The organism is Sporosarcina sp. P26b (assembly GCF_002743245.1).
Classification (GTDB): domain Bacteria; phylum Bacillota; class Bacilli; order Bacillales_A; family Planococcaceae; genus Sporosarcina; species Sporosarcina ureae_C.
The window spans coordinates 1-26,005 of record NZ_PDYW01000018.1 but is presented as its reverse complement, the minus strand read 5'-3'; the positions used below and the strand labels follow the sequence as shown (position 1 = coordinate 26,005).

General features: G+C 45.7%; 24 protein-coding genes and 1 riboswitch. Of the genes, 5 read left to right on the top strand and 19 right to left on the bottom strand.

Annotation, left to right across the window (positions count from 1 at the left end; genetic code table 11):
* Nucleotides 1-27: 27 nt before the first annotated feature.
* Complete coding sequence (locus tag CSV69_RS12960; RefSeq protein WP_099693630.1) at nucleotides 28-2,280, bottom strand: (Fe-S)-binding protein; 2,253 nt, start codon at nucleotides 2,278-2,280, stop codon at nucleotides 28-30.
* A gap of 435 nt (nucleotides 2,281-2,715) precedes the next feature.
* On the opposite strand from CSV69_RS12960, the gene CSV69_RS12955 reads away from it, so the two are divergent.
* The gene (locus CSV69_RS12955; protein WP_099693629.1) at nucleotides 2,716-3,915 is read left to right on the top strand and encodes an iron-containing alcohol dehydrogenase; all 1,200 of its coding nucleotides are present in this window, start codon (nucleotides 2,716-2,718) and stop codon (nucleotides 3,913-3,915) included.
* 556 nt (nucleotides 3,916-4,471) lie between these two features.
* Here the strand turns inward: CSV69_RS12955 and CSV69_RS12950 are convergent.
* The 13 genes from CSV69_RS12950 to CSV69_RS12890 form a co-directional block, all read right to left on the bottom strand.
* Nucleotides 4,472-5,053, bottom strand: a complete 582-nt coding sequence (locus CSV69_RS12950; protein ID WP_085428120.1) for a cob(I)yrinic acid a,c-diamide adenosyltransferase — start codon at nucleotides 5,051-5,053, stop codon at nucleotides 4,472-4,474.
* Between the two features lies 1 nt (nucleotide 5,054).
* Entirely contained in the window at nucleotides 5,055-5,438 is a 384-nt protein-coding gene (locus CSV69_RS12945) for a bifunctional adenosylcobinamide kinase/adenosylcobinamide-phosphate guanylyltransferase (RefSeq protein ID WP_085429072.1), read from the bottom strand.
* Nucleotides 5,390-5,983, bottom strand: coding sequence for a histidine phosphatase family protein (locus tag CSV69_RS12940; protein ID WP_099693628.1), 594 nt, complete (start codon nucleotides 5,981-5,983; stop codon nucleotides 5,390-5,392). Before CSV69_RS12940 ends, CSV69_RS12945 begins: the two co-directional genes overlap by 49 nt.
* Nucleotides 5,944-6,708: an adenosylcobinamide-GDP ribazoletransferase gene (gene cobS, locus CSV69_RS12935; protein ID WP_099693627.1), complete on the bottom strand. Its 765-nt coding sequence runs from the start codon at nucleotides 6,706-6,708 to the stop codon at nucleotides 5,944-5,946. Before cobS ends, CSV69_RS12940 begins: the two co-directional genes overlap by 40 nt.
* 12 nt (nucleotides 6,709-6,720) lie before the next feature.
* Entirely contained in the window at nucleotides 6,721-7,539 is an 819-nt protein-coding gene (locus CSV69_RS12930) for a cobyric acid synthase (protein WP_099693626.1), read from the bottom strand.
* Nucleotides 7,536-8,108 (bottom strand): bifunctional adenosylcobinamide kinase/adenosylcobinamide-phosphate guanylyltransferase, encoded by a 573-nt coding sequence (locus CSV69_RS12925; RefSeq protein ID WP_099693625.1) that lies wholly within the window; start codon nucleotides 8,106-8,108, stop codon nucleotides 7,536-7,538. The genes CSV69_RS12930 and CSV69_RS12925 overlap by 4 nt, the downstream gene beginning before the upstream one ends.
* Complete coding sequence (cobD, locus tag CSV69_RS12920) at nucleotides 8,090-9,163, bottom strand: threonine-phosphate decarboxylase CobD (RefSeq protein WP_099693624.1); 1,074 nt, start codon at nucleotides 9,161-9,163, stop codon at nucleotides 8,090-8,092. The genes CSV69_RS12925 and cobD overlap by 19 nt, the downstream gene beginning before the upstream one ends.
* Complete coding sequence (gene cbiB / locus CSV69_RS12915) at nucleotides 9,150-10,103, bottom strand: adenosylcobinamide-phosphate synthase CbiB (RefSeq protein WP_085429071.1); 954 nt, start codon at nucleotides 10,101-10,103, stop codon at nucleotides 9,150-9,152. The genes cobD and cbiB overlap by 14 nt, the downstream gene beginning before the upstream one ends.
* On the bottom strand, nucleotides 10,103-11,575 hold the full coding sequence (locus CSV69_RS12910; RefSeq protein WP_085428114.1) for an adenosylcobinamide amidohydrolase: 1,473 nt from the start codon (nucleotides 11,573-11,575) through the stop codon (nucleotides 10,103-10,105). Before CSV69_RS12910 ends, cbiB begins: the two co-directional genes overlap by 1 nt.
* Nucleotides 11,576-11,577: 2 nt before the next feature.
* A complete protein-coding gene (locus tag CSV69_RS12905) occupies nucleotides 11,578-12,570 on the bottom strand; it encodes a FecCD family ABC transporter permease (RefSeq protein ID WP_085428113.1) in 993 nt (330 codons plus the stop codon).
* Nucleotides 12,563-13,549, bottom strand: a complete 987-nt coding sequence (locus CSV69_RS12900) for an ABC transporter substrate-binding protein (protein WP_099693623.1) — start codon at nucleotides 13,547-13,549, stop codon at nucleotides 12,563-12,565. Before CSV69_RS12900 ends, CSV69_RS12905 begins: the two co-directional genes overlap by 8 nt.
* Before the next feature lie 142 nt (nucleotides 13,550-13,691).
* Nucleotides 13,692-13,819, bottom strand: a riboswitch (cobalamin riboswitch).
* A 226-nt stretch (nucleotides 13,820-14,045) separates the two neighbouring features.
* Nucleotides 14,046-15,713: an arginine--tRNA ligase gene (gene argS / locus CSV69_RS12895; RefSeq protein WP_085428111.1), complete on the bottom strand. Its 1,668-nt coding sequence runs from the start codon at nucleotides 15,711-15,713 to the stop codon at nucleotides 14,046-14,048.
* Nucleotides 15,710-16,126: a YwiB family protein gene (locus CSV69_RS12890; protein WP_085428110.1), complete on the bottom strand. Its 417-nt coding sequence runs from the start codon at nucleotides 16,124-16,126 to the stop codon at nucleotides 15,710-15,712. The genes argS and CSV69_RS12890 overlap by 4 nt, the downstream gene beginning before the upstream one ends.
* A 158-nt stretch (nucleotides 16,127-16,284) precedes the next feature.
* Here CSV69_RS12890 and CSV69_RS12885 point away from each other — a divergent pair, with 158 nt between their 5' ends.
* Nucleotides 16,285-18,339 (top strand): transglycosylase domain-containing protein, encoded by a 2,055-nt coding sequence (locus tag CSV69_RS12885; protein ID WP_099693622.1) that lies wholly within the window; start codon nucleotides 16,285-16,287, stop codon nucleotides 18,337-18,339.
* A gap of 475 nt (nucleotides 18,340-18,814) precedes the next feature.
* Here the strand turns inward: CSV69_RS12885 and CSV69_RS12880 are convergent, their stop codons facing one another.
* Nucleotides 18,815-19,333 carry a YwhD family protein gene (locus CSV69_RS12880; RefSeq protein WP_099693621.1) on the bottom strand — a complete coding sequence of 173 codons (519 nt, stop codon included), beginning with the start codon at nucleotides 19,331-19,333 and terminating at the stop codon, nucleotides 18,815-18,817.
* Between the two features lie 67 nt (nucleotides 19,334-19,400).
* On the opposite strand from CSV69_RS12880, the gene CSV69_RS12875 reads away from it, so the two are divergent.
* A complete protein-coding gene (locus CSV69_RS12875) occupies nucleotides 19,401-19,586 on the top strand; it encodes a 2-hydroxymuconate tautomerase (protein WP_085428108.1) in 186 nt (61 codons plus the stop codon).
* 42 nt (nucleotides 19,587-19,628) lie between these two features.
* Here the strand turns inward: CSV69_RS12875 and CSV69_RS12870 are convergent, their stop codons facing one another.
* Together CSV69_RS12870 and CSV69_RS12865 are read right to left on the bottom strand one after the other, a co-directional pair.
* Nucleotides 19,629-20,141 (bottom strand): YwgA family protein, encoded by a 513-nt coding sequence (locus tag CSV69_RS12870; RefSeq protein WP_099625019.1) that lies wholly within the window; start codon nucleotides 20,139-20,141, stop codon nucleotides 19,629-19,631.
* A gap of 17 nt (nucleotides 20,142-20,158) precedes the next feature.
* Nucleotides 20,159-21,448 (bottom strand): HD domain-containing protein, encoded by a 1,290-nt coding sequence (locus CSV69_RS12865; protein ID WP_085428106.1) that lies wholly within the window; start codon nucleotides 21,446-21,448, stop codon nucleotides 20,159-20,161.
* A gap of 838 nt (nucleotides 21,449-22,286) precedes the next feature.
* On the opposite strand from CSV69_RS12865, the gene CSV69_RS12860 reads away from it, so the two are divergent.
* Nucleotides 22,287-22,925 carry an RsfA family transcriptional regulator gene (locus CSV69_RS12860; RefSeq protein ID WP_085428105.1) on the top strand — a complete coding sequence of 213 codons (639 nt, stop codon included), beginning with the start codon at nucleotides 22,287-22,289 and terminating at the stop codon, nucleotides 22,923-22,925.
* Nucleotides 22,926-22,943: 18 nt separating this feature from the next.
* Here CSV69_RS12860 and lipL read toward each other — a convergent pair whose 3' ends face one another.
* Nucleotides 22,944-23,780: an octanoyl-[GcvH]:protein N-octanoyltransferase gene (lipL, locus tag CSV69_RS12855; protein WP_085428104.1), complete on the bottom strand. Its 837-nt coding sequence runs from the start codon at nucleotides 23,778-23,780 to the stop codon at nucleotides 22,944-22,946.
* A gap of 66 nt (nucleotides 23,781-23,846) precedes the next feature.
* Nucleotides 23,847-24,818, bottom strand: coding sequence for a phosphate acetyltransferase (gene pta / locus CSV69_RS12850; protein ID WP_085428103.1), 972 nt, complete (start codon nucleotides 24,816-24,818; stop codon nucleotides 23,847-23,849).
* Nucleotides 24,819-25,033: 215 nt separating this feature from the next.
* Here pta and hemQ point away from each other — a divergent pair, with 215 nt between their 5' ends.
* Entirely contained in the window at nucleotides 25,034-25,783 is a 750-nt protein-coding gene (gene hemQ, locus CSV69_RS12845) for a hydrogen peroxide-dependent heme synthase (protein WP_085428102.1), read from the top strand.
* Nucleotides 25,784-26,005: the final 222 nt, after the last annotated feature.

Here is a 26,005-nt window from a genome sequence, read left to right as displayed (position 1 = left end):
GGTATTTACACGGTATTCGCAATAATTTTAATCTTGTTTTCCATCGTCGTTTTTCGGTGCTTCATCCTCTGTTTCAACCGTTACAGCCAATTCAGGCTCTGCAAGCACTTCTTCTTGTACAACTACTTCTTCCTCTACTACAGGTTCTTCCACTTCAGGTTCAGCCACTGTTTCGTGTTCTCCAAAAATAGAGCGTTCTAATAGTTCGGCGATATCGTAAGTGCCGACTTGATCTTCGACTTCAACTGCTTTCGTTCCGTCGGATAGCATCGTCAAGCAATACGGACATCCAGAAGAGATGATTCCTGGGCTGACTTCCAGCGCTTGTTCAGTACGTGCAACGTTAACGCGCTGCCCTGTGTCTTCTTCCATCCACATCATTCCGCCACCAGCTCCACAACACATACCGTCTTCACGGTTACGTTCCATTTCAACGAGTGTAACACCTGGAATCGCTTTAAGTATTTCTCTCGGCTGATCATAGACATCGTTGTAGCGTCCTAAGTAACAAGAATCATGGAATGTGATCACTTCATCGATTGCATGTTTCGGTACTAGTTTGCCTGCCATCACCAATTCATGAAGTAATTCAGTATGGTGTTTCACGATGACTTGCAGACCGAAGTCAGGGTATTCATTTTTGAAAATATTGTAAGCGTGCGGATCGATTGTAACAATTTTTGAAACGTTCGCTTTTTCAAATTCTGCGATATTCGCTGTAGCGAGCTCTTGGAATAAGAATTCATTTCCGAGACGACGTGGTGTGTCCCCAGAGTTCTTCTCTTTGTTACCAAGAATCGCGAAGCTTACCCCTGCTTCATTCAATAAATGTGCGAACGATAGAGCAATTTTCTGTGAGCGGTTATCGAATGCTCCCATGGAACCTACCCATAGTAAGTATTCAAAGTCTTCTCCAGCTTTTTTCGCTTCTTTCACTGTCGGGATGTGCAAGTCTGGACGTGCATCTCTCCAGTTTTCTTTCTCTTTACGGTTAAGACCCCATGGATTACCTTGACGTTCGATGTTTGTCATCGCGCGCTGTGCATCCGGGTTCATCTTCCCTTCCGTCATAACAAGATAACGGCGAAGGTCGATAATTTTATCTACGTGTTCATTCATAACCGGACACTGGTCTTCACAGTTACGGCACGTTGTACATGCCCAGATCTCTTCTTCTGTGATGACATCGCCGATCAATGAAGGATTGTATAGTTCATCCATTGTCATTCCTTCTGCCGTAGCAGCGAGTGCCAATTGATTTCCTTGTGAGTTTTTAAACATGAGTTGAGGTACCCACGGCTGTTGCTTCGTCATGATCGCTCCTGTGTTTGTCAGGTGGTCACGAAGTTTCGTGATCAAGTCCATCGGTGACAGCATTTTACCTGTACCTGTTGCAGGACACATATTCGTACAGCGTCCACATTCTACACATGCATAAAAGTCGATCATTTGCGCTTGTGTGAAGTCCGTGATCTTACCAACACCTAGTGGTGGCATGTCCTCTTCGTCTTCAATTTCTTCCAACGCTTCAAAATCGATAGGCTTCAAACGACCTGCGTGATCCAAGCGATGGAAATACACGTTTGCTGGACCTGCGATCAAGTGCGCGTGCTTGGATTGTGGCACATACACTAAGAACGTCAGCAATGTCAGTAAGTGTACCCACCAACCGATAAAGAATATCGTGACGGCTACGCCTGTAGGTACTCCGCTGAACACCGTTGCGATGATTGACGCCATTGGCTCTGTCCATGTCGTGCCTTCATTGTGCCAAATCATGTTCGCGCCGTTTGCGACTAGTGTGGAGAGCATCAGTAGTCCGATAAAAATAAGAACTAGACCTGATTTCCAACCACGTTTTAGACGAACGAGCTTTTCCATGTAACGACGATAGAATGCCCAGACGACCGCTACTAGTATGACGAATACGACGATCTCTTGGAAGAATGTAAATGCTGGATACAACGGGCCCAGTGGCAGATGTGAACCCGGCTTTAATCCTTTCCAGATCAGGTCGATAGCGCCAAATTGTACGAGTAGGAAGCCATAGAAGAACATGACGTGAATAGCCCCACTCTTTTTATCTTTCAATAGTTTCTTTTGTCCAAATACATAGACCCAGATTTTTTTCAAACGCGCTTTGATGTCGTTGTCGAATTCTTCTTTTCTCCCCAGTCGAATGAATTCGTATCGGGTTTTTAATAGATATAGGAATAGACCGAAGCCGTATACGACGACTGCTACAAATAATACCCAGTTTGCGATGAGTAGTGTGTTCATCTCTTTCTCCCCTTCCTTTGCTTCTCTGTAAAACCCCTAATGAGAAACCGCTTTCAATTATATTCTATGTATAGTGTAATAATGAATGATCATTCAGTCAACAGTTTTTCGAAATTTTATTTTTCTTTGAGTAGGTTGACTTTTCCAATCCTTTACCCCGTGAGTGCTGAAAGTAGTGAGTGAAGTTGTAAGTATGACGGGATGGAAGCTCCAGCTGGCGGACGCTTTCCCATGGGCTTGCGGGAAGAGCCGTAACGAAGAACGGCTTTTGCGAGTAAAAGTGAAGCGTTGGAAGCACATCTTTTCACTTGAAATCCCCCATCAGCTTCACTTTTGAAATTATTCGCTTTTCACTATATATCAATATAGCAAATTTTACCGATTAATGATAACGTTTTCATAATGTGCTGTGCGCATTGGAGAGGGGTTTTGGTTATGTATCGATTATACGCACGTTTATTTCAAAACGGGCTCAAGGCGGGTATGTACTTATTGCCATGGCGTGAACCTGAGCTACTCATTGGTCCTGGGAGCCTGGAGGGGCTTGCCGGTAAGGTGAAGAGTCTCGGAATTGGTAGCGTGCTGATTATTACAGACCGTGATATTGCGAAACTTGGTTTACTAGATGTCATGCTCGTTGGACTTGATTCATTCGGCATCAAGTACTTAGTCTATGACAAGACGGTTGCGAACCCGACAATTGATAATATTGAGGAAGCGCGTGGGTTGTATCTAGCGAACGAATGCGAGGCGTTGATTGCGTTTGGTGGCGGGTCACCAATTGATTGCGCGAAAGCGGTCGGTGCACGCATTGCCAGACCCAATAAACATATTCCCGAACTGAAGGGTTTATTCCATGTGCGCAAGCGAATTCCGACGTTGTTTACGGTACCGACAACTGCAGGTACTGGAAGCGAAGCAACATTGGCCGCGGTGGTGACAAATAGCAGGACGCATGAGAAGTATGCGATCAGCGATACTTCATTGATTCCACATTACGCAGTGCTCGACCCCCTACTTACCATCAAGTTGCCACCTTCGATTACCGCTGCCACCGGTATTGATGCGTTGACACATGCAGTTGAGGCGTATATTGGTAACAGTAATACGAAGGAAACATGGAAAGATAGTCGCGAAGTGGTGCAGTTGGTGTTTGCAAATTTATATGAAGCGTATCGTAATGGTGAAAATCTAACTGCACGAACAAATATGCAGCGGGCTTCTTATTTGGCTGGAAAGGCATTCACACGGGCGTACGTAGGCAATGTGCATGCAATTGCGCATACACTCGGCGGATTTTATAATATGCCGCATGGATTAGCGAATGCAATTATCTTGCCACACGTGCTCGAGTATTATGGAAAAACTGTCTATGAGCCCCTCTCAGAGTTGGCTGATTTAATTGGAATTACGAGTCGTTCGGATACGAAACGAATGAAGGCGGAGAAGTTTATTGAGGAAATTCGCATGTTGAACCGTTTGATGGGGATCCCTGAGCAGGTGGAAGGGATCGTGAAGGAAGATATTCCGCTGATGGTCGAACGAGCGGCGTCTGAAGCCAATCCGTTGTACCCCGTGCCGAAGATTTTGAGTATGAGAGAGTTTGCGAAGTTGTATGATGTGATTCGAGTGTGATTGTGGGAGTTGATAGAGCGAGTAGGTGGCGCGATAGAGCACTTGGATGTCTGCATAGAGCGGTCACGCGGCCAGATAGAGCACTCAAACGTCCGCATAGAGCGGTCACGCGGCCGGATAGAGCACTCGAACATCCACATAGAGCGGTCACGCGGTCGGATAGAGCACTCAAACATCCGCATAGAGCGGTCACGCGGCCGGATAGAGCACTCAAACATCCGCATAGAGCGGTCACGCGGCCTGATAGAGCACTCAAACATCCGCATAGAGCGGTCACGCGGCCTGATAGAGCACTCGGACGTCGGCTTAGAGCGGATATGTGACGCGATAGAGCACTCAAACGTCCGCATAGAGCGGTCACGCGGCCGGATAGAGCACTCAAACATCCGCATAGAGCGGTCACGCGGCCGGATAGAGCACTCAAACATCCGCATAGAGCGGTCACGCGGCCGGATAGAGCACTCAAACGTCCGCATAGAGCGGTCACGCCACTCAATAGAGCGACACACAAAAACAGGGATGACAGCTTCAGCCTGTCATCCCTTTTCCCCTGCAATTACTTATCTTTTTTCTCACTTGTGCGGAATACTTTGGCACTGCGGACATATTCGTTGTCTGCAATTCCTAGACGTGCGTTTACAATGCGTGCCGCTACGAATAGGTAATCCGAAAGACGGTTTAAGTAGCGCACGACGACTGGTGAAACGTCGTCTGCTGCGTTCATTAGTGTAACCGTCACGCGTTCTGCTCGGCGGGTTACGGTACGCGCGATGTGCAATGTTGCAGCAGCTGGTGATCCTCCGGGAAGGATGAAGCGTTCGAGTTCAGGTGCTTCTTCCATCAACTTGTCGATTCGTTGCTCGAGAACTGTAATCGGCTCTTCGTCGAGCTTGTAGTGGCGTTCTTTCATGACGTTCGCCAAGTCACCGCCACCGTCGAATAATTCATTTTGGATAGTTTCAAGGTCAGTTAGGATGTCCGCGAATTTCTCTGTGTCGAGTTCCGTCATCGCCTTGCCGACGAATGAATTCAGTTCATCGATCGTGCCGTATGCTTCGACGCGCAAGTCGTCTTTTGCTACGCGTCCTCCAATTAAAGCCGTCGTTCCCTTATCGCCCGTTCTCGTATAAATTTTCATTTCACTTCACTCCTTTGATTGTGTGTGGAATACCGTACCAAATTCTTGTGACGTTTGTTGCTTCCGCAAATAAGTGTTGATATAACCGGCCGCACCGATCGCGAAGGTCTCGCTGTTTGGCGTCAAGAGGAACGATGCCACGACCCATGTCGGTTAGAATAAAAACTGTGTCGGAGCTAATTATTTGCTGTACAGCATCGCGTGCTTCTGCCTCCGTTTTATCGGTATGCATCAACCACTCATGTAAGCCACTAATAACAAGTGATTCACTAGGCTTGGCCGTCGCGGTTGTATCCATTGTACAGAAACATGCCGCCTTGTCACCAATCCAACGTCTTACATAGTCTGTTTTGCCGTTATAGGCACCTCCGATAAAGACGTGCATGGCTTCCCCTCCTTGAACTCTTCCTTACTAGCCCACTCGAGTTGCCAGATTGAGCCGTTCGATACATCCCAGTCCCAAAATGATCGGTCGTCTTGCGTGAACGTATCAAGCACTACCCGGATCACGCCGCCATGTGTCACGACAACCGAGTCACTTGGTAATTCGGCTAACGCATCCAGCACGCGTGACTTTACGTGTCCCAAGCTTTCGCCGTTGCGTGGCGGTACATGCCACGGATCATTCAGCCAATTACGATAGTCGGGATCATTTTTTAATTGCGCATAAGTCTTGCCTTCAAAATCTCCGAAATTACATTCTCTTACGCGCGGATCCGCTTCAAAAGTCGCTTGTGGGAAATAGATGGCGGCCGTTTGAATCGTTCTCTTTAAATCACTGCAAAAAACATGCGGCACAGCGACCGGAAATTCGATTGGATCTCCTTCATTTGAAATCAAATCACAATCCGTCCAGCCGCAGTATTGCCCATTTCCGTTCGAAGTCGATTTTAAATGCCGGATGAGAAATAAACGATAAGGACGAGCCATAATAAAACCTCCATTCCTTCAATAAATGCACCGCATAGATCCCCTGTAACACCGCCAAAATGTTTGATCGTCCAGCGATTATATAGCCAAATAGACAAGCAAATCACGAGTAGCAAGACGGGAATTAGTACAAATGAACGGTATTGAATACTTACTAAAACCACTGTCACGATGCTGATTGTGCTTGAAGCGAGCAACATGCGTCCACGTAGGAAATGTTTTTTGAAAAAGTATGCTATACCACTTGTTTTTGCGGTTTTCGTCAGCGTGTAATACGCGACTAAAGCTGCGCGAGAAAGAATCGGCACCGCCACGAGCAATACCCAACCGTTTGCGAGCTGTAGGATTTCAATGAACAGACCGATTTTCAAACAGAGTAAAACGAGTAGCGACAACGTGCCGAACGCACCGAGCCGGGGGTCATCCATAATCGTCAGACGTTTTTCCCGATCCTGATAGGAAAAGAACGCATCGCCAAGGTCAGCAAAGCCATCTACATGTAAGCCGCCCGTTGCAATCAGTCCTGCCAACAAGATCAGTACAGCCGCAAGAAAACTATTGAAATCACTCGTTATGTATGCAACTCCCGCGAGTAACACTCCAATACCACCACCGACAAACGGCAAAGCGATATACATGCCCGATACTTCCTTTTTCCCGAGCGGTAACTCTTTATGGACAGGCAGCGACGTGAAAAATTGGAGCGCTAGTAAAATGCTATTCATCTTCTCGCCCCTTTACTCCAACATGGTCTGAATTAACGGCCAATTGATATGTTTTTTTACGTGAGTAGCCCATTGTTCGTAAACGTCTATACCTTCCAATGCGGGAAGCGTCTCCCGGTTCATGTCCTCTTCTGGTATGCCATGATTTTCTAGGATGGGTATGACCCCTACAACGGGAATACCTGTATAGTCTTCAATGAACTGTACCCCACCTTCGAAATAAGAGGCGTCCCCATAAAACTTATTGATGATTATACCTTTGATGCGTCGACGTCGTTCTTCCGATAGTAATTGCAGTGTGCCAATAATCGATGCAAAAGCACCGCCTTTAGAAATGTCCGCTACGAGTAGGACCGGTACATCCGCGAGCTCCGCTACGCGCATATTCGTTAGCTCACGATCCATCAAATTCACTTCTGCAGTACTTCCTGCCCCTTCAATAATTAGCATGTCGTAGTGATCGGATAAATAATCTAGCGCTTGCTGAATGGTTTCGAGTCCTTTATCGAACCACTCTTTTCGAAAGTATTGTCCGTCTACCCTCTCGAGTGGTACGCCCATAAATAGAACATCTGCCTTCATGTCTTCTCCTGGCTTCATCAATATAGGATTCATTTCAACAATCGGTTCCGTGCGAGCCGCTTCTGCTTGCTGAAATTGAGATCGGCTGATTTCACGTCCGTCTGCTAGTGTTTCGGAGAAGCCTGACATGTTTTGTGATTTGAAAGGTGCTACTTGAACGCCTTCATTCGAAAACAATCGGCATAGTGCAGTGCAAATCATCGTCTTGCCGACGTCTGACGCTGTGCCGACGATCATTAATCCGTTCATAGCTTCTCACCTTTCCAAACAATTGGAATCCCGTGGTCCATCTCAATCGCCTGGTCTGCTAGCTCAACGATTCGCTGATGCAATGTGCCGATCGTTTGGCGGTAGATTTCCGTCTCTTCTCCGTATTGCACCCACTCATCGAGGACTTCGTTAGATACGATGACTAGATGAGCGACGACTTCGTTCATTTGTCCAATCGTATGAAGTAATTGTTTCTGTTTTTGTTCCAAGCACCCTGGTCGATGAACGCAAGGTGTGCCTTCATCGTATCCTTCGTACAATTCATTGGCGAGCCAAGTCGTCAGACAATCCCAGAGTACAAGATCGCCCGGTTGCAAAAACGGCAACGCTTCATAGAGATTCTTCGGTTGTTCAATCGTCAGCCAGTCCGCGTCTCGGCGATCTTCTTTATGCTTATCGATCCGTTGCTTCATTTCGTCATCAGATGCTATGCCGGATGCGATATAGACAAGACGGCCTGCTGATTGATCCGTAAGAAGACGTTCTGCATACGCACTTTTCCCACTACGCGCTCCACCACTGATGAATGTTACTGTTCCTTGAACCATTGATCCATCGCCTCCCGCAGTGTGTCCATCATCTTTTCGGACTTCATGCCAATACGTAACCAGCGTCCATCCATCCCGCGGAAGTTTTCCGAATGGCGAAGGACGATGCCTTGTTTTAATAAATCGTGATAAAGTTTTTTCCCATCTTGTTTCGGTTTCATGACGAGATAATTTGCTGAGGAATCAAGTACTTTGCAATCATGTGAGCGCAAAAACTGTTTCATTTTCAATCGTTCTCTTTGTGCGTGTTGAATCGCTTGCTCACGATAAGCGTCTTCACGCAAACACCATACACCGATTTCAGCGGCGAGCCCGTTCACATGCCAATGTGACGCCCGCAGTTTCAGCGATTCGATACGCTTAGGATGGGCGATCAAATATCCTAAACGGATGCCCGGTATCGCGTACATTTTCGTCATCGAACGTACTATCAACAAGTTCGGATAGTTAGCCACTTGCGAAATGAAGGACTTTGCTTCATCGACGAAATCAATGAATGCTTCATCCAGAACGACGTCTGTTCCACTCTTTTTAGCGGCTTCTATAATCTTCAGTAACTCACTTTTTGTAGGCAATATACCCGTCGGATTATTCGGTGTGCAAATATAGATTGCATTCACTTTTGGTAACGACTCAAGAATACGCTGCATTGGCAATTGAAAACCGTCTGTCTCATTAGCCTGAAGCGATACTACTTCCGCTCCGTTCGCTATAAGCGTAGCACGATACTCAGAGAACGTGGGATCAATCAGCAATACTCGTTTCCCTCGGTAATGGCCCGCTAATAATGATAGAAGTTCCGCTGCACCGTTACCAACGAGTACTTGTCGTTCTTCGACTTGATGAAAAGTCGAAACCGCAAAAAGGAAAGGCTGTCCGTCCGGATCTGGGTAGCTGTTGAGCGTAGTGAGTAATTCTGGCCAAGCCTCCACTATGGATGGCGGTGGCCCTACCGGATTACAGTTTTCACTAAAATCGAGCACTTCTTCAGGCAGGGGAATATTCATTGATGCATATAATCGTTTGCTGTTCGCGCCATGTTCAGGCAATCGCATAGAAAATCCCTCCTAGTACTGTGCCTAGCGACCAGAATGTCCAAGACACAAGTTGCATTTGATAGGTAGCGGAGCGGATATGTTCTTTATTCGCAATGACTGCCGGACCAAGTATCGCCCGTTTTGATACTACACCTCGATATGTACTACTACCGCCTAACTGAATATTGAGTTGCCAAGCAGTAGCCGCTTCCAAATAGCCACTATTGGGGCTCATATGCTTTTTGGCATCACCTAACCAACCGCTAATCCGCTGTTTCAATGAATGCCCGCCTTCATTCGGAGTGAATAATAGAATGAGCAATCCTGTAATTCTTGAAGGGATCCAGTTAAAGAGATCATCCATACGCGCTGAAACTTTTCCAAATTCACGATAGCGCTCATCTTTATAGCCAATCATGGAATCGAGTGTATTGACCGCTTTATATAGCCACAAGCCAGGCGCACCAAGCAAGAATGCCCAAAATAACGGAGCGGTGACACCGTCAGACGTGTTTTCTGAAACAGTTTCGATCGTGGCGCGTGATATTTCACTCTCATCGAGCTTCTTCGTATCCCTACCCACAATCCAACTTAGTTTCTCACGTGCTTCTTTCAAACCTTTAGATTGTAATGGTTTGTAAACTTCAAGCGCTGCATCACGCAAACTTTTTTGTGCAAGTCCTGCCGCAATAAGCAACGCTTCGACTGCGATACCTACTAGCAAATGAAGACGATAGGCGATACTGACGAGCCAGATTACGAGTAGAAACGTTGTCATGCAAACAAACAGCCAGAGTATGGCACCTTTAATTGTACGCATGCGACCTTTATTCAACAGCTTCGTCAAGTTTCCAATTGTCGTACCGAGCAACTTCACGGGATGCGGCCAGTTGGGTGGATCTCCGATGAGACGGTCGAGCACCATGCCGATCGCGATCGCAATGAAATGAGCAGGAATCATCTGTCATCACCTACTGCTAAACGATAGGAGTGAATAGCCCGAACTGTACACTCGTAAACGCCTTTACCAATCAGTTTTCCGAGTTGCGTAATCGGTCCGGCATAAGGCAAATACGTTCCTTGCTGTGTAGACGCAATCAACAGACTGTCGGTCGATGTACCGGTTGCTAGCGTTCCAGACTCGGGATCCTTCACTTTCTCGTCTTGCAGTGCTTTCACTTTCGCTTCGGTCGCTGTGATCAACGCCTGAACGAACCCTTCCTCACTTAATTCGCCATTAATGAATACCCACGTATTGATTGTACCGATGTACGGAATATCTTCTCGTAACCAAGACTTCGAGACGTCGACAGCGTTTCCAATACCCGCTGTTACTACTACAACGATTGAACCGAATTCCCCTTCGTATTCTTCGACTTCAACATGTTCAGGACTGACTGCAGTCATCATGGCGACCGTGTCTGTTAGATGATAACCTAGCGCGCGCAAGTATTCGGTGTTCTCGCGCTGTACATCATCGATCATATAATCCGCACGTACACCTCGATTGACAAACGTCCGGTACCAGCCAAGGCCTGCATTATGTACTGCAGAGGAAATCGTCTTTAGCGGCTGGCTTGATTGCAATAATACGTGATCTCGCTGAATCGAAACGTCTGCTTTCTTTACACAAAACAGCTCCACCTTTTCTTGCAAGTTCGGCAATAGCGTCATTTGAGGCTTCGGCATTTCGGGGTGTGGCTGTGTTTTAACGCGTGCATTGTACACTTCATGAATTTCTTGTTCGAGTACGACATCTTGCGGCACGCCGATCGATGCGACTTCCCCGTTCTTCAACAACAACAAGCGATCACAATAGAGAGCAGCCAAGTTAATGTCGTGAAAGACCGAGATGACCGTGATCCCCTTCTGTCTTGCTTGATTGCGGATTGTATCGAGCAATTGTTGCTGGTGCGCGATATCAAGATGGTTCGTTGGTTCATCCAATAATAAAATAGGCGCTTGCTGAGCGAGTGCTTGGGCAACGAATACGCGCTGTTGCTCGCCCCCTGATAATAATTCAATTGGAGTATTTTCATATCGTGTGACGCCTGTATGGTGCATCGCTTCCTGTACAGCTTGCTCGTCCAGCTCCGACCAACTCGAGAAAATTCCGGACTGGTATGGATAACGGCCAAGTGCCACGGTGTCTTTCACTGTATGTGAAAACGCATGGGCATGGAGTTGTGGAAGGACCGCTACTTGTTGGGCAAATTGCTTTTGTGTATACGCGCCAGAAGGCTTTCCAGCTATCATTACCTTGCCGCTTTGTTTCGGCAAAATTCCCGAAATAATCTTCAATAACGTAGATTTACCACTACCATTCGGACCTAGAATCCCAAGAACTTCTCCTTTTTCCACGTGGAACGACACATTTCGCACAATCGGTTCCTTGCCGTAGCCTCCCGATAAATTTTCCACTTGCAACATGGTCACATCGCTCCTTTTCTACGCTGTTTATAAAAGATATAAGCAAACACCGGAGCGCCAATGAATGCCGTAATGACACCGACCGGTAATTCAGCCGGCGAAATAATCGTTCGTGCCACAAGATCACAAATGATGAGTAACGAGGCCCCATTGAATAAAGATAACGGTAGAACGTGTCGATGATCGGAACCCCAAAGCATCCGTGTCATATGCGGTACAACTAAGCCGACGAAACCAATTGTTCCCGACACCGCCACGGCAGAACCCGTCAACACCGAACCACCAAGCAGAATCATTAACTTACGTTGTTTTACATTGACTCCAAGGTGATGCGCACGTTCTTCACCAAATAGTAAAGCATTCAATTCGCGACGATTCAGCCACAACATGAACGATCCGATGATGAAAAATGGCAGAACCATCGTAATATATTTCCATCCACGCATCGATACGCTACCAAGCAACCAACCTACAATTTGGCGGAGTTCTTCTTGCGTTAATGCAATCATCAGCGACAGTACCGAGCCAAGGAATGAACCAAATATGATTCCTGTTAATATAATCGTTTCCATTTTCATTGAACGGTCAACCAGACGCGCGAAACCGATTACTAGAAACATCGTCACTGCGGCACCGATCATACTAAATACGGGTAAGGTGAATGCGCCAAGTACCGGTAGCGAAATACCAAAAAAGAGTGTGATCACGGCGCCGACAGAGGCACCGGATGACACTCCGAGGGTGTAAGGATCAGCTAATGGATTTTTCAGTAGCCCTTGGAAAGCGGCTCCTGAAATAGCAAGTGATGCACCGACAATTCCTGCCAGTAATACACGCGGCATCCGGATCTTCCACAATATATTACTTGCAGTCGCATCTGAATGATTCCATAGCGTCTCTATTGGTATTTTCACTGTACCGATCGATACGCCGAGCCAGATTGCCACAAGCAATGTGGCAATCGACACGACATAGGCGAGAGCGGTTTTATTCACCGAATACCTCAGGATAGATTGCTTTCGCAAATAATTCTAATCCATCAGCTAAACGTGGACCTGTACGGCTTGTGATATCTTCATCCAGTTGAATGACTTGATCTTCTTTGATCGCAGTCACCGCATCAAACCCGTCACGCGTTTTAATATTTTCTACAACGTTTGGAACGTAGCTATACATAGCCAAAATAACATCCGGATTTTCATCTACAATCGTTTCAGGGCTGATCATAATCCAACCTTCTTCTGTCACGATGTTTTCAGCGTGAATCATATCCAAGAATTGCTGTGGGAACGTCCCTTTTCCTGGTGTATAGATCTCAGGTGCATCGGAGTTTTCAACAAACACGCGCTTCTTGTCTGTAATATCCGCTGCTTTCTTTTCGATATCTGCAATTTTTGTTTTCATATCTTCGACGATTTGATTAGCTTCTGCATTTTTGTCCATCACTTCACCAATCATTTCAATCGATGCATACGTCTCGTCAAATGTACCCGCATTCGGAACGACGATCACTGGAATGCCAGCGTCACGAATTTGGTTCAAACCTTCTTCACTTGAACCCATCATCATTTCGTGTGCAAATACTGCTTCTGGCTGCAATGAAATCACTTTTTCCACATTGACCGTGAAGTTCCCTACTGTATCAAGTTCTGCTACTTCTTCAGGAAAGTCATCGTTTTCTGTTACAGCGATTACTTTATCTCCTGCATCGATACCAAATAAAATTTCTGTGTTGCTTGGAATTAATGAAATTACAGTTTCAGGTGCTTGTTCCAATGTAATTTCTTCGCCCGCTGCATCTGTCAGCGTATATGGATAACTTGTTGTATCCGTTGATTGTGTATCTGTTTTCGTTTCTTCGCCAGCTGGATTTTCATCTGCCGGTGTTTCTTCTTTTTTGCTGTCGTTGCCGCATGCTGCAAGTACAAGTACCGCAAGCATCGCCATCAGCAAAAGTTGCCAAAACTTCTTCATGTGTGTTCCTCCTTTGATATGTGTGTTTCATTACGCGATCCGCAGACATTAAAAAAACCCTTCGATAGGTCGAAGGATGAGGTGGGATGAAATCAGGGTGTGATTTCTTCCACTGTACCTATCCTCGTAGGTTGCTGCGGAACTTCATTTTCTTAAAAAGGCAGGTGACCTGGCTTGTGCATAGCACGTACAGTGGCGGGACCGCATCGGATTTGAACCGATTTCGCTTTTCATCTCGTTAATTAGAGAACCTTTTCGAAAGATATGTAATTATGACTTATTATAGCGATAATAGTGTTGGTTGTACAGGGGTTAGGCGGAGATTGGATGGGGTATGGGAGTGAGGCTCCAGCAGGGGGACGCTTTCCTGAGGGGCCGCGATGAGCCCCCCGAACGCGTCCGCCTGGAACGCAGCGAAACGTTGCTCTCCCCTTCCTCCTCAAAAAGCGAAAACAAAAAAGCCAAGCAGTAAACCCGCTTGGCCACTTTCAACATATTACATTCTTTCAGGTGCTTCGACGCCTACCAATTTCAACGCATTCGCAATCGTCGTTTTCGTTGCCGTAATCAAAGCCAAGCGTGCTTCGGAAAGCTCCTTGTTCTCAGGATCCAACACTTTGTTCGCATTATAGAAACTATGGAAGCTTGCTGCTAGCTCTTGGATATACGTCGTCACACGGTGCGGTGCACGCATGCGAGCCGAGTCGCTAATGAGTTTTGGGAAATCTCCAAGCTTCTTCAACAACTCTAATTCTTTTTCATCTTGCAATAGCGTGACGTTCTCTGTCGACGCCACGACGTTTTGCTCTTTCGCCTGACGCAAGATCGAACAAATACGCGCGTGCGCATATTGTGCGTAGTACACAGGGTTTTCATTGGATTTGGAAACAGCCAAGTCCAAGTCGAAGTCCATTTGTGCATCACCTGAGCGCATCGCGAAGAAATAACGTACAGCGTCTAGGCCGACTTCTTCTACGAGTTCACGTAGTGTGACCGCTTTTCCTGTGCGCTTGCTCATCTTGAACTTTTCTCCGTCTTTATAGAGCTGAACCATTTGTGCCACTTCTACTTCTAGCGTATCGCGGTCATAGCCAAGTGCTTGAATCGCTGCTTTCATACGCGGAATATAGCCATGGTGGTCTGCTCCCCAGATGTTGATGAGTTTATCAAATCCGCGACTCAGTTTATCTTGGTGATAAGCGATGTCCGGAGTTAAGTATGTGAATGAACCGTCTTGTTTGATCAGTACACGGTCTTTGTCGTCACCAAATGTAGTCGAGCGGAACCAAGTTGCACCGTCTTCTTCATAGACATGGCCATTTTCACGAAGTTTAGTAAGCGCAACTTCGATCTTGCCGTTGTTATATAGTGACGTTTCCGAGAACCAGTGGTCGAAATGAACGCGGAAATCTGCCAAGTCTTTTTTCAGTTTGTCCAATTCGATATTCAAGCCGTGCTCACGGAAAAATGCAAGTCGCTCTTCTTCTGACACATGGACGTACTTGTCGCCATATTGTTCAACCAGGCCTTTTGCGATTGTGATGATATCTGCACCGCGATAGCCGTCTTCTGGCATTTCTTTTTCTAATCCAAGCGCTTCGAAATACCGAACGTCAATAGATAACGCTAAGTTATTTATTTGATTACCCGCATCATTGATATAGTATTCGCGCGCTACGTCATAGCCTGCTTTATCGAGAATATTACACAATGAATCCCCTAGTGAAGCCCCACGTGCGTGCCCTAAGTGCAAGTCGCCTGTTGGGTTTGCTGAGACAAATTCAACTTGGATCTTCTGTTGCTGTCCGCTGTCTGAACGTCCGTAATCTGCTCCTTGGTCAAGGACAGATTTCACGATATCTCCAAGACTGTCTGTTTTCAAACGGATATTGAGGAAACCAGGTCCAGCAATTTCGATAGAGTCGATTGCGGTGTTCGTCGTATCCAAGTTCTCTAGAATACTTTCCGCAATTGCACGTGGTGGTTTTTTCGCTAGTTTCGTCAACTGCATCGCAATGTTCGCTGCATAGTCTCCATTTTCTTTACTTCTTGGTGATTCCAGTTTGATTTCTGGAATATCTGCACCTTCTACTAGTTGTGCTTTTTCAATGGCTTGGTGCAATGCTTCTTTAATTTCATGTTGAATCTGCTCTACTGCATTCATTGTGTTACCTCCGAGTAGGTTATTGTCAAATGGTATTTCCCTAATAAACTTTCATCTGAATGTAAGTCGTACGCTACCGTAAAGCGTCCAGGTACCCACTCCAGTTGATTCGTACGAACGGCTAAATCCATAACTGCAGGACCATTGCCATATGTACCGAAGCGTATGTCATCCTGTCTGAAAGGCAATCGCATCTGTACGCCGCCCTTGCGCATGATGAAGGCATCTTCAGCATGTAATTTCACGGTCGTCCGGACTGCTGGCATACCTTCAGTTCGTTCTTCAAATAATAAATACGCCTGTCCTTTTTTCTCAATGATTTCACCAGTTGCCTGCATCGTATGCGTTTCTGCTTGCTGATCTGGATGTTGAATAACGGAACGGAGCTGAACTTGCATTTTTAGCGCTTCCATTCGTTCACCGCCTTAAGTAAATATATCCACTCATTATACACTTCTTCCGACACCAGTTTCAATGTTACGCATCTAAACTTTTCTCACAGTCCGTTTAATCCGTCCAGAACCGTACCATACTGTCAAAAGACACTGAATGGAACGGGATGTGATGAGCAATGAAACGTACCGATTATATAAAATCAACAAATCGCAGAAAGTGGAAAAGGGTTGCATTATCCCTGTCGATCACGTCCATAGCTGCAATCGTAACTGTCTTAATCGCCCTTCGAATATATGCTCAAGTACTTGGTGCGCCTTCACTGAGCGTACCAAAGGCTTCATTGTTCCTCGATCATAGTGGACATCAGATCGGGGATCATTTTTCACAACATAGACGTTATTGGATGAAGCTGTCCGATATATCTCCTTTTCTTACGGAAGCTTTTGTAGCAACGGAAGACAAGAAATTTTATTCACATAATGGATTCGATTATAAACGACTTGCTGGTGCAGTTCTAAAAGACGTCAAAACAATGAGTAAGGCACAAGGTGCGAGTACGATTACTATGCAATATGCGCGGAATTTGTATTTGACGCACGAAAAGTCTTGGACACGGAAAATCCATGAAGCGCTGTTTGCTTATCGACTGGAAATTTTCTATGACAAGGATACGATTTTGGAAGGTTATTTAAATACCGTCTACTTCGGGCATGGAATGTACGGCGTGGAAGCTGCTAGTCGATTTTATTTCTCCAAAGCCGCGAAAGAGCTGACATTGGAAGAAGCCGCTACGATTGCAGCCATCGCAAAAGGACCTTCCGTTTATTCACCTTTAGATAACCCAGAGAATTCTCGCAACCGCCAACTTCTCGTACTTGATCAAATGGAGGAATATGATTATATTTCAACTGCGCAAAAGGAACGCGCGGTCGAAGAAAGAATCGTGCTGAAGACAGAGAGTTGGAAAGATATGAAACAAGTGGCTCCATACTTTTTGGATGCTGCATGGCAACAGGCGGAAGACATCCTCGCGTCTAAAGGGCGAGTACCTGCTGAAGGTGGCTGGCAAATCCGAACGACGTTGAATCAACAGCACCAGCAAGCGGCGGAACAAGCCATTAAACAAGCAATGCCAGCAAATGATCTGCAAGTTGGATTCATTTCTATGGCTGCTGACACAGGATTCGTCACGTCGATGATCGGCGGTGTGGATTTTGGTGATAGCTCCTTCAACCGTGTGACACAAGCGAAACGTCAGCCAGGATCTGCGATGAAGCCGATTCTCTATGCGGCTGCACTCGAAAAAGGGATGAATCCGTTAACCTTCATGACGGCAGAAAAGACGCTATTTACGTATGATGACGGTCGTTCAACCTACGAGCCGAGCAATATTAACGGAGAATTTGCGGCGAAGCCGATTTCATTAGCACAGGCGATTGCGATATCGGATAATATTTATGCAGTCAAAACGCTTGAGCAAGTCGGTTACAAGCCATATACGAAAATGGCGCAGCGACTTGGCGTCGATGTCGCGTTTCCTGAATCCCCAGCGGTCGCGCTCGGAACTTCCGATGTGACATTGCTTGAGATGACGACAGCGTATAATCGCATTGCGTCAAAAGGTAAACAAGTCGAACCTCAATTGATTCTATCGATTACGGATGCGAACGGAAAACTGGTCTATGAGCATTCTTCAAAGAAACCGAAGCAAGTGATGTCGGAACAAGACACGTTTGTGCTGACGCATTTAATGACAGGTATGTTCGACCCCGTCTTTAATGATTATTTAACTTCTACAGGCTTGTCGATGCGCCCGAAACAAACACGACCTTATGCAGCGAAGTCGGGAACAACGATATCCGATCAGTATTTAATTGGATTCTCTCCCACCTTGACAGCGGGCATCTGGACAGGCTTCGACCGCGGCAAACAGCTCGAGGACTTGGAAGATAAGTCTGTCTCCAAAAAAGTCTGGATTGATTTCATGGAAGCCGCGCATGAAGGGACAGCCCCACAGCCATTCCTCCCCCCTTCTGGCGTGCAAGGTGTCATTGTCGATATCGAAACTGGCGGAATTGCAGTCAATGAGTGTCCAAAACAACGATTAGTCTATGTGAAGGATAAGGATGTTCCGAAAAAGTTATGTACGGATCGCTCGTTGAGAGAACAACATTCTGGAGAAGAGGAAAATTCTAAAATGGAGTTGTTCCCGTTTTCGTTTTTTGAGTGATGATGAGTGAAGTGATAGTGAGAATGGGATGAGCTAAGAGCGGTTGCGCGTGCTGTATGAGCCGTCGACGTGGCTGATAGAGCGAATAGCAGGCTTGATAGAGCGCTCGGCCGCTCTGATAGGGCGGTTAGCGGCCGTGATAGGGCGGATAAAGCCTCCGATTGAGCATTTGCAGTAGCAGTAGCAATAGCGCCCCACTTCTCTATCCATTGAAAAAAGCCACATTCTCCGTATCCGCGGAGAGTGTGGCTTTTTTGACCGATATGCAGTGATCGAATGAATCCGCACTGCTTGGGTTTGTGTTTTATCAAACAATTGTCTGCATAACGGGTGTCCTAGATTACAGCGCAAAGCTGTATATTTAGTTTACTTCCTTTTATGCAGACATTCAACCTCAAAGAGTAGGTAATGCAAATTGTCACATTTTTGACTTATTTGACGAGATTTGAAGTTTTGATTCCAATAAATTTATAACTTACTCTGTGCGTAAACCTTCGTGTAATTCAGGTGTACTGCGTTCCCATAGTTCCGCATTATGCGATTGTAGGAAGTCCTTCAAGATCTTTTTTGAACGATCATCCATATCGTCTACCATGATTTTACGCTTCATTGATTTGTCCATGCGGTTGACGTGATCTGCCAGTAATTTATAGCCGCGTCTCTTTTCACGGTTGACCACCATCTCACAAGCCGTAATTCCTGCATAATACGGTCCTTCTTCACGGTAATCAATGGTAACCCAAACTAACCAGTACGGCTTTCCACCTTCAGAATCTTTGCGATCTGTCGTAAATTTGATTCCGCGCTCCGTATCACTGCGAGCATGCATAGCGCCCATTTCCACTTGCGCTGTACCTTCTTCGACATCGATGATCACGGGTGAGATGTTTTCCAATGATAGTGACCCGATACCGAATCCCTTATGACCGTCTGTCGGGTCATTTTTTATGATAGTAAAACCTAACTTCGGTTTTGAATTTTGTTCACTTGCCATGTAAATCGCCCTCCGTCTCTGTTATTATATGTACTATACCTGAATTTTCTGCTAAGGAGGAAATGAAATGCCATACGTAACGGTAAAAATGCTTGAAGGTCGCACAGACGATCAAAAACGTGCACTATGTGAAAAGGTTACACAAGCGGTTGTAGAAACAACTGGTGCTACTACTGATAGCGTAACAGTTTTCATTGAAGAAATGCCAAAAAACCATCTTTTTAAAAATGGAAAACTTATGAGTGAACAGTAAAATCAGCAAAAGGATTCTCATCGTGAGAATCCTTTTTTATTGCTACATGTAACCTACTGAACTTACTTGCATCTCTTCAATGAAATCAAAAGCTTGTTCCATTTCCTGATCGGTGAAGTTCAATTTATTTTTCACAATACGTACTTTAGCAATTTGATCCTCTTTATCGAGTTGATCGAAAAACAACAACGTCGAAACAAGTTCCAAAAATCGAGACGACTTTTCATTCAATCGCTCAATACAACCCGGCAGCTGCTCTTTTGGTGCGTCTGCTGTCGAAATGAATTTAGAGCCTTCATCCGTCACTTGATAGCAATATTGCTTATATGACCCCTTGTCCTCAAAGCGTTCTGCCAAAAAACCCATCTCGCATAATTCTTCCACTCGCAATGTCAGTTCTTCCGAATAAGGACCGTACATATGGAGTTCGTATTTCTCCGCGAAAGGGAAATTCATCTTTTTCAATATATACACCATCTTTTGCATCTTCTTACGGCCATTTACTTCATTCGCCAACGATATAAACTGAACGATTTTTGCATGCTCTTGCAGCAAGTCCCGCAACCCCTCTCTTAACCTCTCAACAATTCCAAAATCTTCTCATGCAACGGGTTTCCATCTATCAACAAATCTTCAGGATAGTAAATTTTATGGTCTGTTCTGCGTTTTCCTGATATCGCTTCTACCACATCCGACATGCGCGACAGTTCACGCAAATCACCATTTTCTAGTTGTAAATAAATCGGAACACGCTCATTCTCTTCACCCGGACGGTAAAAGTCATAAGGCAAATCAGATGAAGAATCCGTCACCAAATAATATTCCGGATCGAGCCCAGCTTCTTTGAATAGCGTGATGAGTTCTCCGAATTTCATATACTGCACTGCCGGATCGAACTCCGCATACTGAAATAAACGTCTGTTCACGAAACGATCGCATAAATCAGCTAAAATCGTATCGTTCTCTTCCATCCACAGCTGGAAATACGTCAATAACACGCCCTCATCAAGGGCTATGTACTCTTTCAATTTGAACTCTTGCGCGAAAAATGAAATGAAATGCATCGGCTCTTGCTTAAATGCATACCCGTTTTCGAATAAAAACTTCGCTCTATGCAAAATTTTAATCAGAATCACTTCTGCGCTACGTGACACTGGATGGAAATACACTTGCCAGTACATTTGGTAACGACTCATAATATAATCTTCCACTGCGTGCATACCGCTATGTTTAATGACTACTTGTTCCTCAGTTGGACGCATGACGCGCAAAATACGTTCCATGTCGAAGTGGCCGTACGAAACGCCTGTGTAATACGCATCGCGCTGAAGATAATCCATGCGGTCCGCGTCAATTTGACTGGAAATCAAGCTAACGACCAATTTATCCGGGTACGTTTTGTCAATGACATCTGCAACTTTTTGTGGGAAATCTGGCGACACACGACGCAGCACTTCATGGACTTCTGTCTGTTCCAATAAAATTTTCTGAGTGAATTGTTCGTGATCCAGATTGAATACTTTTTCAAATGCGTGAGAAAACGGACCGTGTCCGAGGTCATGCAACAGCGCTGCACATAGGGCAACGAGTCGTTGTTCTTCGTCCCACTCTTCTCTTAAGCTGAAGCCGTCGTCAAGAATGCGTCGGACGATTTCATAGACGCCAAGCGAGTGCTGGAAGCGGCTATGTTCTGCGCCGTGGAACACTAGGTACGTGGTGCCGAGTTGGCGGATCCTACGCAGGCGCTGGAATTCGCGCGTGTTGACCAGGTCCCAGATTACGCGGTCGCGGACGTGTATGTAGCGGTGCACGGGGTCTTTGAACACTTTCTCCTCGGGCAATTTTTCGTATTGGTACGTCATGTCGTCACCTCATCCTTCATTCGTTACAGTATAACAAAAAACGACGTGAGGTGACATAGTACTCTATGACGGATTTTAAACGGTTGGTGTTGGAATGTGTTTATAGAAGAGAGTGACTTAGTGTCTACTTTGGGATGGAAGCTCCAGCTGGCGGACGCTTTCCTATGGGCCCGCGGTGAGCCAACTAGTCACTGCGTTCCTTTAGTTGTCTCACCTGATCGGGCTGATCCATCAGGAGTCGCCACCAGCTTCCGCTTCCATCCTACCTATTGAGTGGGAGTTACTTAGATTGCTCCCTGGAGTTAATATGTAAGTTATTATTGTGACTAAACCTATTTAAGTTCAAGTTCTAAGCAGATTACAATCCCAACTTCAATGCACAACAAGAAGTATCACCCGCTTACAACGTAAGGGATTGGAGCGAGAGCCGTAGCGGAGGACGGCTTTTGCGAGTAAAAGCGAAGCGTTAGGAGCACATCTTTGCACTAGGAGGCGGCGACTCGGGGAGGATCAGTGGGACAGGTGAAACACCCGGCGAGCGAAGCGAAAGCCGTAGCGTAGTACGGCTTTTGCGAGTAAAAGCGTAGCGTTAGGAGCACATCTTTGCACTAGGGGTGTGGTTCACCGCCCACCCTCCCGAACGCGTCCGCCTAGAGCGCAAATCCCCTCCCCAACACCCCGCCAGCCTACCCCCGCTAACTTTACTTAACTCCCACTCATCCAAAAAATCTGCCCATTTTATTACCATCTTCATAGAATTTTGTAACTCTCTGAATAAAAGATTCGTTTCGTGGTCATAATGGCAGTAGAAAGAGAGTACAAGACAGGAGGCATGGAGATGGTGAAAGTTAGACAAGATGCTTGGTTAGAACGGGACGATGAATTATTGGCAGAGACGGTGCTACGACATGTAAGAGAAGGAAGTACACAGCTTGGTGCATTTGAGGAAGTAGGCGACGCACTAAACCGAACAGCCGCGGCTTGCGGATTCAGATGGAACGCTGTCGTACGAAGAGAATACGAGGAAGAACTCGCCGAAGCAAAGAAAGAGAGAAAGCAAACGTTGCGTGTGCTAGGTACAGATTTTAAAAGACGCAACCAGCAAATGTACAACCCAGAAGCAGGTCCGGATGGCCAGGAAAAAATCCAGGTTCCCCTATCCGCCCTATCCCTCGATACCGTCATCGCGTATTTAATTCGCATGCATCATAACGGTGGTGCAGATACAGATGCACTTCGTTGGAGACAGACGGCAAAAACAGCGACCGAGCAAATGAAAACGCTGGAAACACAAATAGACAATCTGAAAAAAGAGAACAAAACGTTGAAAGAAGATTACGAGCAATTCGTCCAGATCATGAACCGAGCACGTAGACTAATCGCATTGAATGAAGAAAGCGAACACATCGCACCGTTATTTAAAATGGAGCCAAATGGAAATTTAGTCGCATCAAAAGAGCCGCCAATCGATAACTGATTGGCAGCTTTTTTCGTTCTATGATAACATCTTTTGATTTCGTTCAAAGACCCGTTGCAAATAAAAGCCGTACAATTCCATTTCTTCATCCGTCAAGCCGCCATGCCGCACATCGTCTGTCAACGAACGCAATAATAACTGTAGGCGAATGACTACTTCATTGACGGTCAATTGCGTATCAAGAATTTCTGATAACGACGCCATAGTATCAGGCTGAATCACAGGATAGCTGAATTTTGTCTGCTCACCTTGCAATCCCGTCTCATAGACTTCTCGAATCATCTCCGCACGTTCAGATCCACTGCCTTCTATGCATAAATACACTTGTACAGCGACTCCTTGGCGTAGACGACGTTGGGAAATGCCTGCGAACTTCTTGCCATCCACACTTAAATCGTATGAACCTGGACAATACGAACCAACGATTTCATAAGCTTTAATCCGTTCGCCGAGTTCTGGAAATAGCAACTGAACTAGCGACAGCATCGCTTCGTAACCTACGGGAATATCAATTGAAGATTTCTGTTCCGAAAAAATGAGCGAGATATTCAATATCCCATTATCTAATACCACGGCAAGGCCACCTGAATTTCGGACAATCGACTGATAGCCGTGCTGCGCTATTCCTTCCATTGCTTGCTGGATGTAAGGCATTCGATGATCTTGAATTCCTAAGACCACTGTATGATCGTGCACCCATGTTCTAACGACGGGGACACTTTTTTGCTGTCCGACTAATTGACATAATGTATCGTCCATGGCGAAAGATTCAAGCGCTGAACGATTACGCGCCGAGATCGATTCGTCGATAAAGCGCCAAGCCGGTTGATTCAATAAATGTTTATCTTGTGACATGTCTAGTTCTCCTATAGTTGTTAATCTGGATTGTATGTAGACGTTTCACAAACTTGGAGCCTGTAATTATAGGCTTTGAGCTGCTGTGATGATAGACAATTTGTACACGTCTTCTGCAGAACAGCCGCGTGACAAATCGTTGACAGGACCATTCAAGCCTTGAAGAATCGGTCCAATCGCTTCATATCCACCAAGACGTTCAGTCAATTTATAGCCGATGTTGCCGGCATCCAAAGTTGGGAAAATAAAGACGTTTGCATCGCCTTTGATGACGGATTCAGGGGCTTTCTTCGCGGCTACACTTGGTACGTACGCTGCGTCAAATTGGAATTCTCCGTCAATCAATAGTTCAGGTGCCAATTCCTTTGCAATTCTAGCGGCTTCTACTACTTTTTCCGTTTCTTCTGTTACAGCAGAACCTTTAGTCGAGAATGAAAGCATTGCCACACGCGGATCGATTCCGAATGCCTTTGCCGTCTTCGTACTTTCCACCGCAATTTCAGCTAACTCTTGCGCTGTTGGATTTACCGTGATAGCACAATCTGCAAAGATCATACGCTCTTCTTCCTTCATCATAATGAAAGCACCGCTTGTTTTAGTAATGCCAGGTTTCGTCTTGATGATCTGCAATGCCGGACGAACTGTATCTGCCGTCGAATGTGCAGCCCCACTCACCAAACCGTCTACACGTCCTGTATAGATTAGCATAGTTCCGAAATAGTTTACATCTTTCAATTGCTCGCGTGCTTGTTCAATTGTGACTTTCCCAGCACGACGTTCCACGAACTTTTCCGCTAACTCATTAAAATAGGAAGCGCTTGCAGGATCGATCAACTGAATTTCGGAAATATCGAAACCACCGTCTTGCGCCACTTTTTTTACGGTCTCTTCATTACCTAATAATACCGGTGTAATGATCCCCTCTTGCTGAAGATGTACAGCCGCTTCTAGTATTCTAACGTCTTCCCCCTCAGGCAATACAATGGTCTTTCCTTTGCCTTCCAACGTTTTACGAATACCTTCAAAAAGATCTGCCATGTGTAATTCCCACCCTTTGTTATATTTTCCTATTCATCATACCTGAAAATCTAAATTAATTCACTAAGAAATTCCAAGTTTTCAGACAGTTGTCGGATTAGTGCATATTTTTATCGTATATAACGTACGCGCCATCTTATTCCTTAACGACCACAGACCGTTTATGATACACTTGAAAAAGAAACTACTTTGATTTAAAAGGAGACTGAATTCAAGTGAACGAAGCAGCTATTACATTAGACGGTTGGTATGTACTTCATGATTTTCGTACGATGGACTGGGCTTCTTGGAAACTGATTTCAAAAGAAGAGCGCCAGGCAGCAGTCAATGAATTTCTAACATTTTTGGACCGTATGCAAGAAGCGGATGACGCTAAAACAGGCAGCCATGCTTTTTATACGGTAATTGGCCAGAAAGCAGATTTCATGCTTATGACATTACGTCCAACAATGGATGATCTTCAACAATTAGAGGCAGAATTCAATAAATTAACGATCGCCGATTATACGATCCCAGCTTATTCTTATGTATCCGTAGTCGAGTTGTCGAACTACCTTGCAGGCGAGTCGGACGAAGACCCGTACCAGAATCCATATGTGCGCGGACGTTTGTATCCTGAATTGCCACGTAGCCAATACATTTGTTTCTATCCGATGGACAAGAAGCGCGAAGGCGACGATAACTGGTACATGCTCGACATGGACAACCGTAAGAGTTTAATGCGCAGCCATGGCATGATTGGCCGAGGCTATGCAGGAAAAGTGAAGCAAATCATTTCCGGTTCAGTCGGTTTTGATGATTACGAGTGGGGCGTCACGTTGTTCTCTGATGACGTGTTGCAGTTCAAGAAACTCGTGTACGAAATGCGTTTTGACGAAGTCAGCGCACGCTACGGCGTGTTCGGTTCGTTCTTCATCGGTACGATTCTAGAAGCCGACAAGCGCGCAGCATTTTTTGAAGTATAATAAATAATTACGAAGCCGCGAACGCAACTGTTCGCGGCTTTTTTGTCTGGAGGAAAGAGTTAATTTGGCTAGTGGTTCGGGATTGAAGCTCCAGCTGGGGACGCTTTCCGGTGGGCGTGGCTTGAGCCCATAGCTGTCAACTTAAGAATTGATAGTAAATTTATAACCCGCATCCCATGCACTATCCATGGTTTACTAGCTTGATTAAAAGGGTAAGATCTT

Excerpts from the sequence above, each read along its gene's own strand:
- CSV69_RS12960 (WP_099693630.1), bottom strand. The coding sequence starts at position 2,280 with ATGAACACACTACTCATCGCAAACTGGGTATTATTTGTAGCAGTCGTC.
- CSV69_RS12955 (WP_099693629.1), top strand. The coding sequence starts at position 2,716 with ATGTATCGATTATACGCACGTTTATTTCAAAACGGGCTCAAGGCGGGT.
- CSV69_RS12950 (WP_085428120.1), bottom strand. The coding sequence starts at position 5,053 with ATGAAAATTTATACGAGAACGGGCGATAAGGGAACGACGGCTTTAATT.
- CSV69_RS12945 (WP_085429072.1), bottom strand. The coding sequence starts at position 5,438 with ATGCACGTCTTTATCGGAGGTGCCTATAACGGCAAAACAGACTATGTA.
- CSV69_RS12940 (WP_099693628.1), bottom strand. The coding sequence starts at position 5,983 with ATGGCTCGTCCTTATCGTTTATTTCTCATCCGGCATTTAAAATCGACT.
- cobS (WP_099693627.1), bottom strand. The coding sequence starts at position 6,708 with ATGAATAGCATTTTACTAGCGCTCCAATTTTTCACGTCGCTGCCTGTC.
- CSV69_RS12930 (WP_099693626.1), bottom strand. The coding sequence starts at position 7,539 with ATGAACGGATTAATGATCGTCGGCACAGCGTCAGACGTCGGCAAGACG.
- CSV69_RS12925 (WP_099693625.1), bottom strand. The coding sequence starts at position 8,108 with ATGGTTCAAGGAACAGTAACATTCATCAGTGGTGGAGCGCGTAGTGGG.
- cobD (WP_099693624.1), bottom strand. The coding sequence starts at position 9,163 with ATGCGATTGCCTGAACATGGCGCGAACAGCAAACGATTATATGCATCA.
- CSV69_RS12910 (WP_085428114.1), bottom strand. The coding sequence starts at position 11,575 with ATGTTGCAAGTGGAAAATTTATCGGGAGGCTACGGCAAGGAACCGATT.
- CSV69_RS12900 (WP_099693623.1), bottom strand. The coding sequence starts at position 13,549 with ATGAAGAAGTTTTGGCAACTTTTGCTGATGGCGATGCTTGCGGTACTT.
- argS (WP_085428111.1), bottom strand. The coding sequence starts at position 15,713 with ATGAATGCAGTAGAGCAGATTCAACATGAAATTAAAGAAGCATTGCAC.
- CSV69_RS12890 (WP_085428110.1), bottom strand. The coding sequence starts at position 16,126 with ATGGAAGCGCTAAAAATGCAAGTTCAGCTCCGTTCCGTTATTCAACAT.
- CSV69_RS12885 (WP_099693622.1), top strand. The coding sequence starts at position 16,285 with ATGAAACGTACCGATTATATAAAATCAACAAATCGCAGAAAGTGGAAA.
- CSV69_RS12880 (WP_099693621.1), bottom strand. The coding sequence starts at position 19,333 with ATGGCAAGTGAACAAAATTCAAAACCGAAGTTAGGTTTTACTATCATA.
- CSV69_RS12875 (WP_085428108.1), top strand. The coding sequence starts at position 19,401 with ATGCCATACGTAACGGTAAAAATGCTTGAAGGTCGCACAGACGATCAA.
- CSV69_RS12865 (WP_085428106.1), bottom strand. The coding sequence starts at position 21,448 with ATGACGTACCAATACGAAAAATTGCCCGAGGAGAAAGTGTTCAAAGAC.
- CSV69_RS12860 (WP_085428105.1), top strand. The coding sequence starts at position 22,287 with ATGGTGAAAGTTAGACAAGATGCTTGGTTAGAACGGGACGATGAATTA.
- lipL (WP_085428104.1), bottom strand. The coding sequence starts at position 23,780 with ATGTCACAAGATAAACATTTATTGAATCAACCGGCTTGGCGCTTTATC.
- pta (WP_085428103.1), bottom strand. The coding sequence starts at position 24,818 with ATGGCAGATCTTTTTGAAGGTATTCGTAAAACGTTGGAAGGCAAAGGA.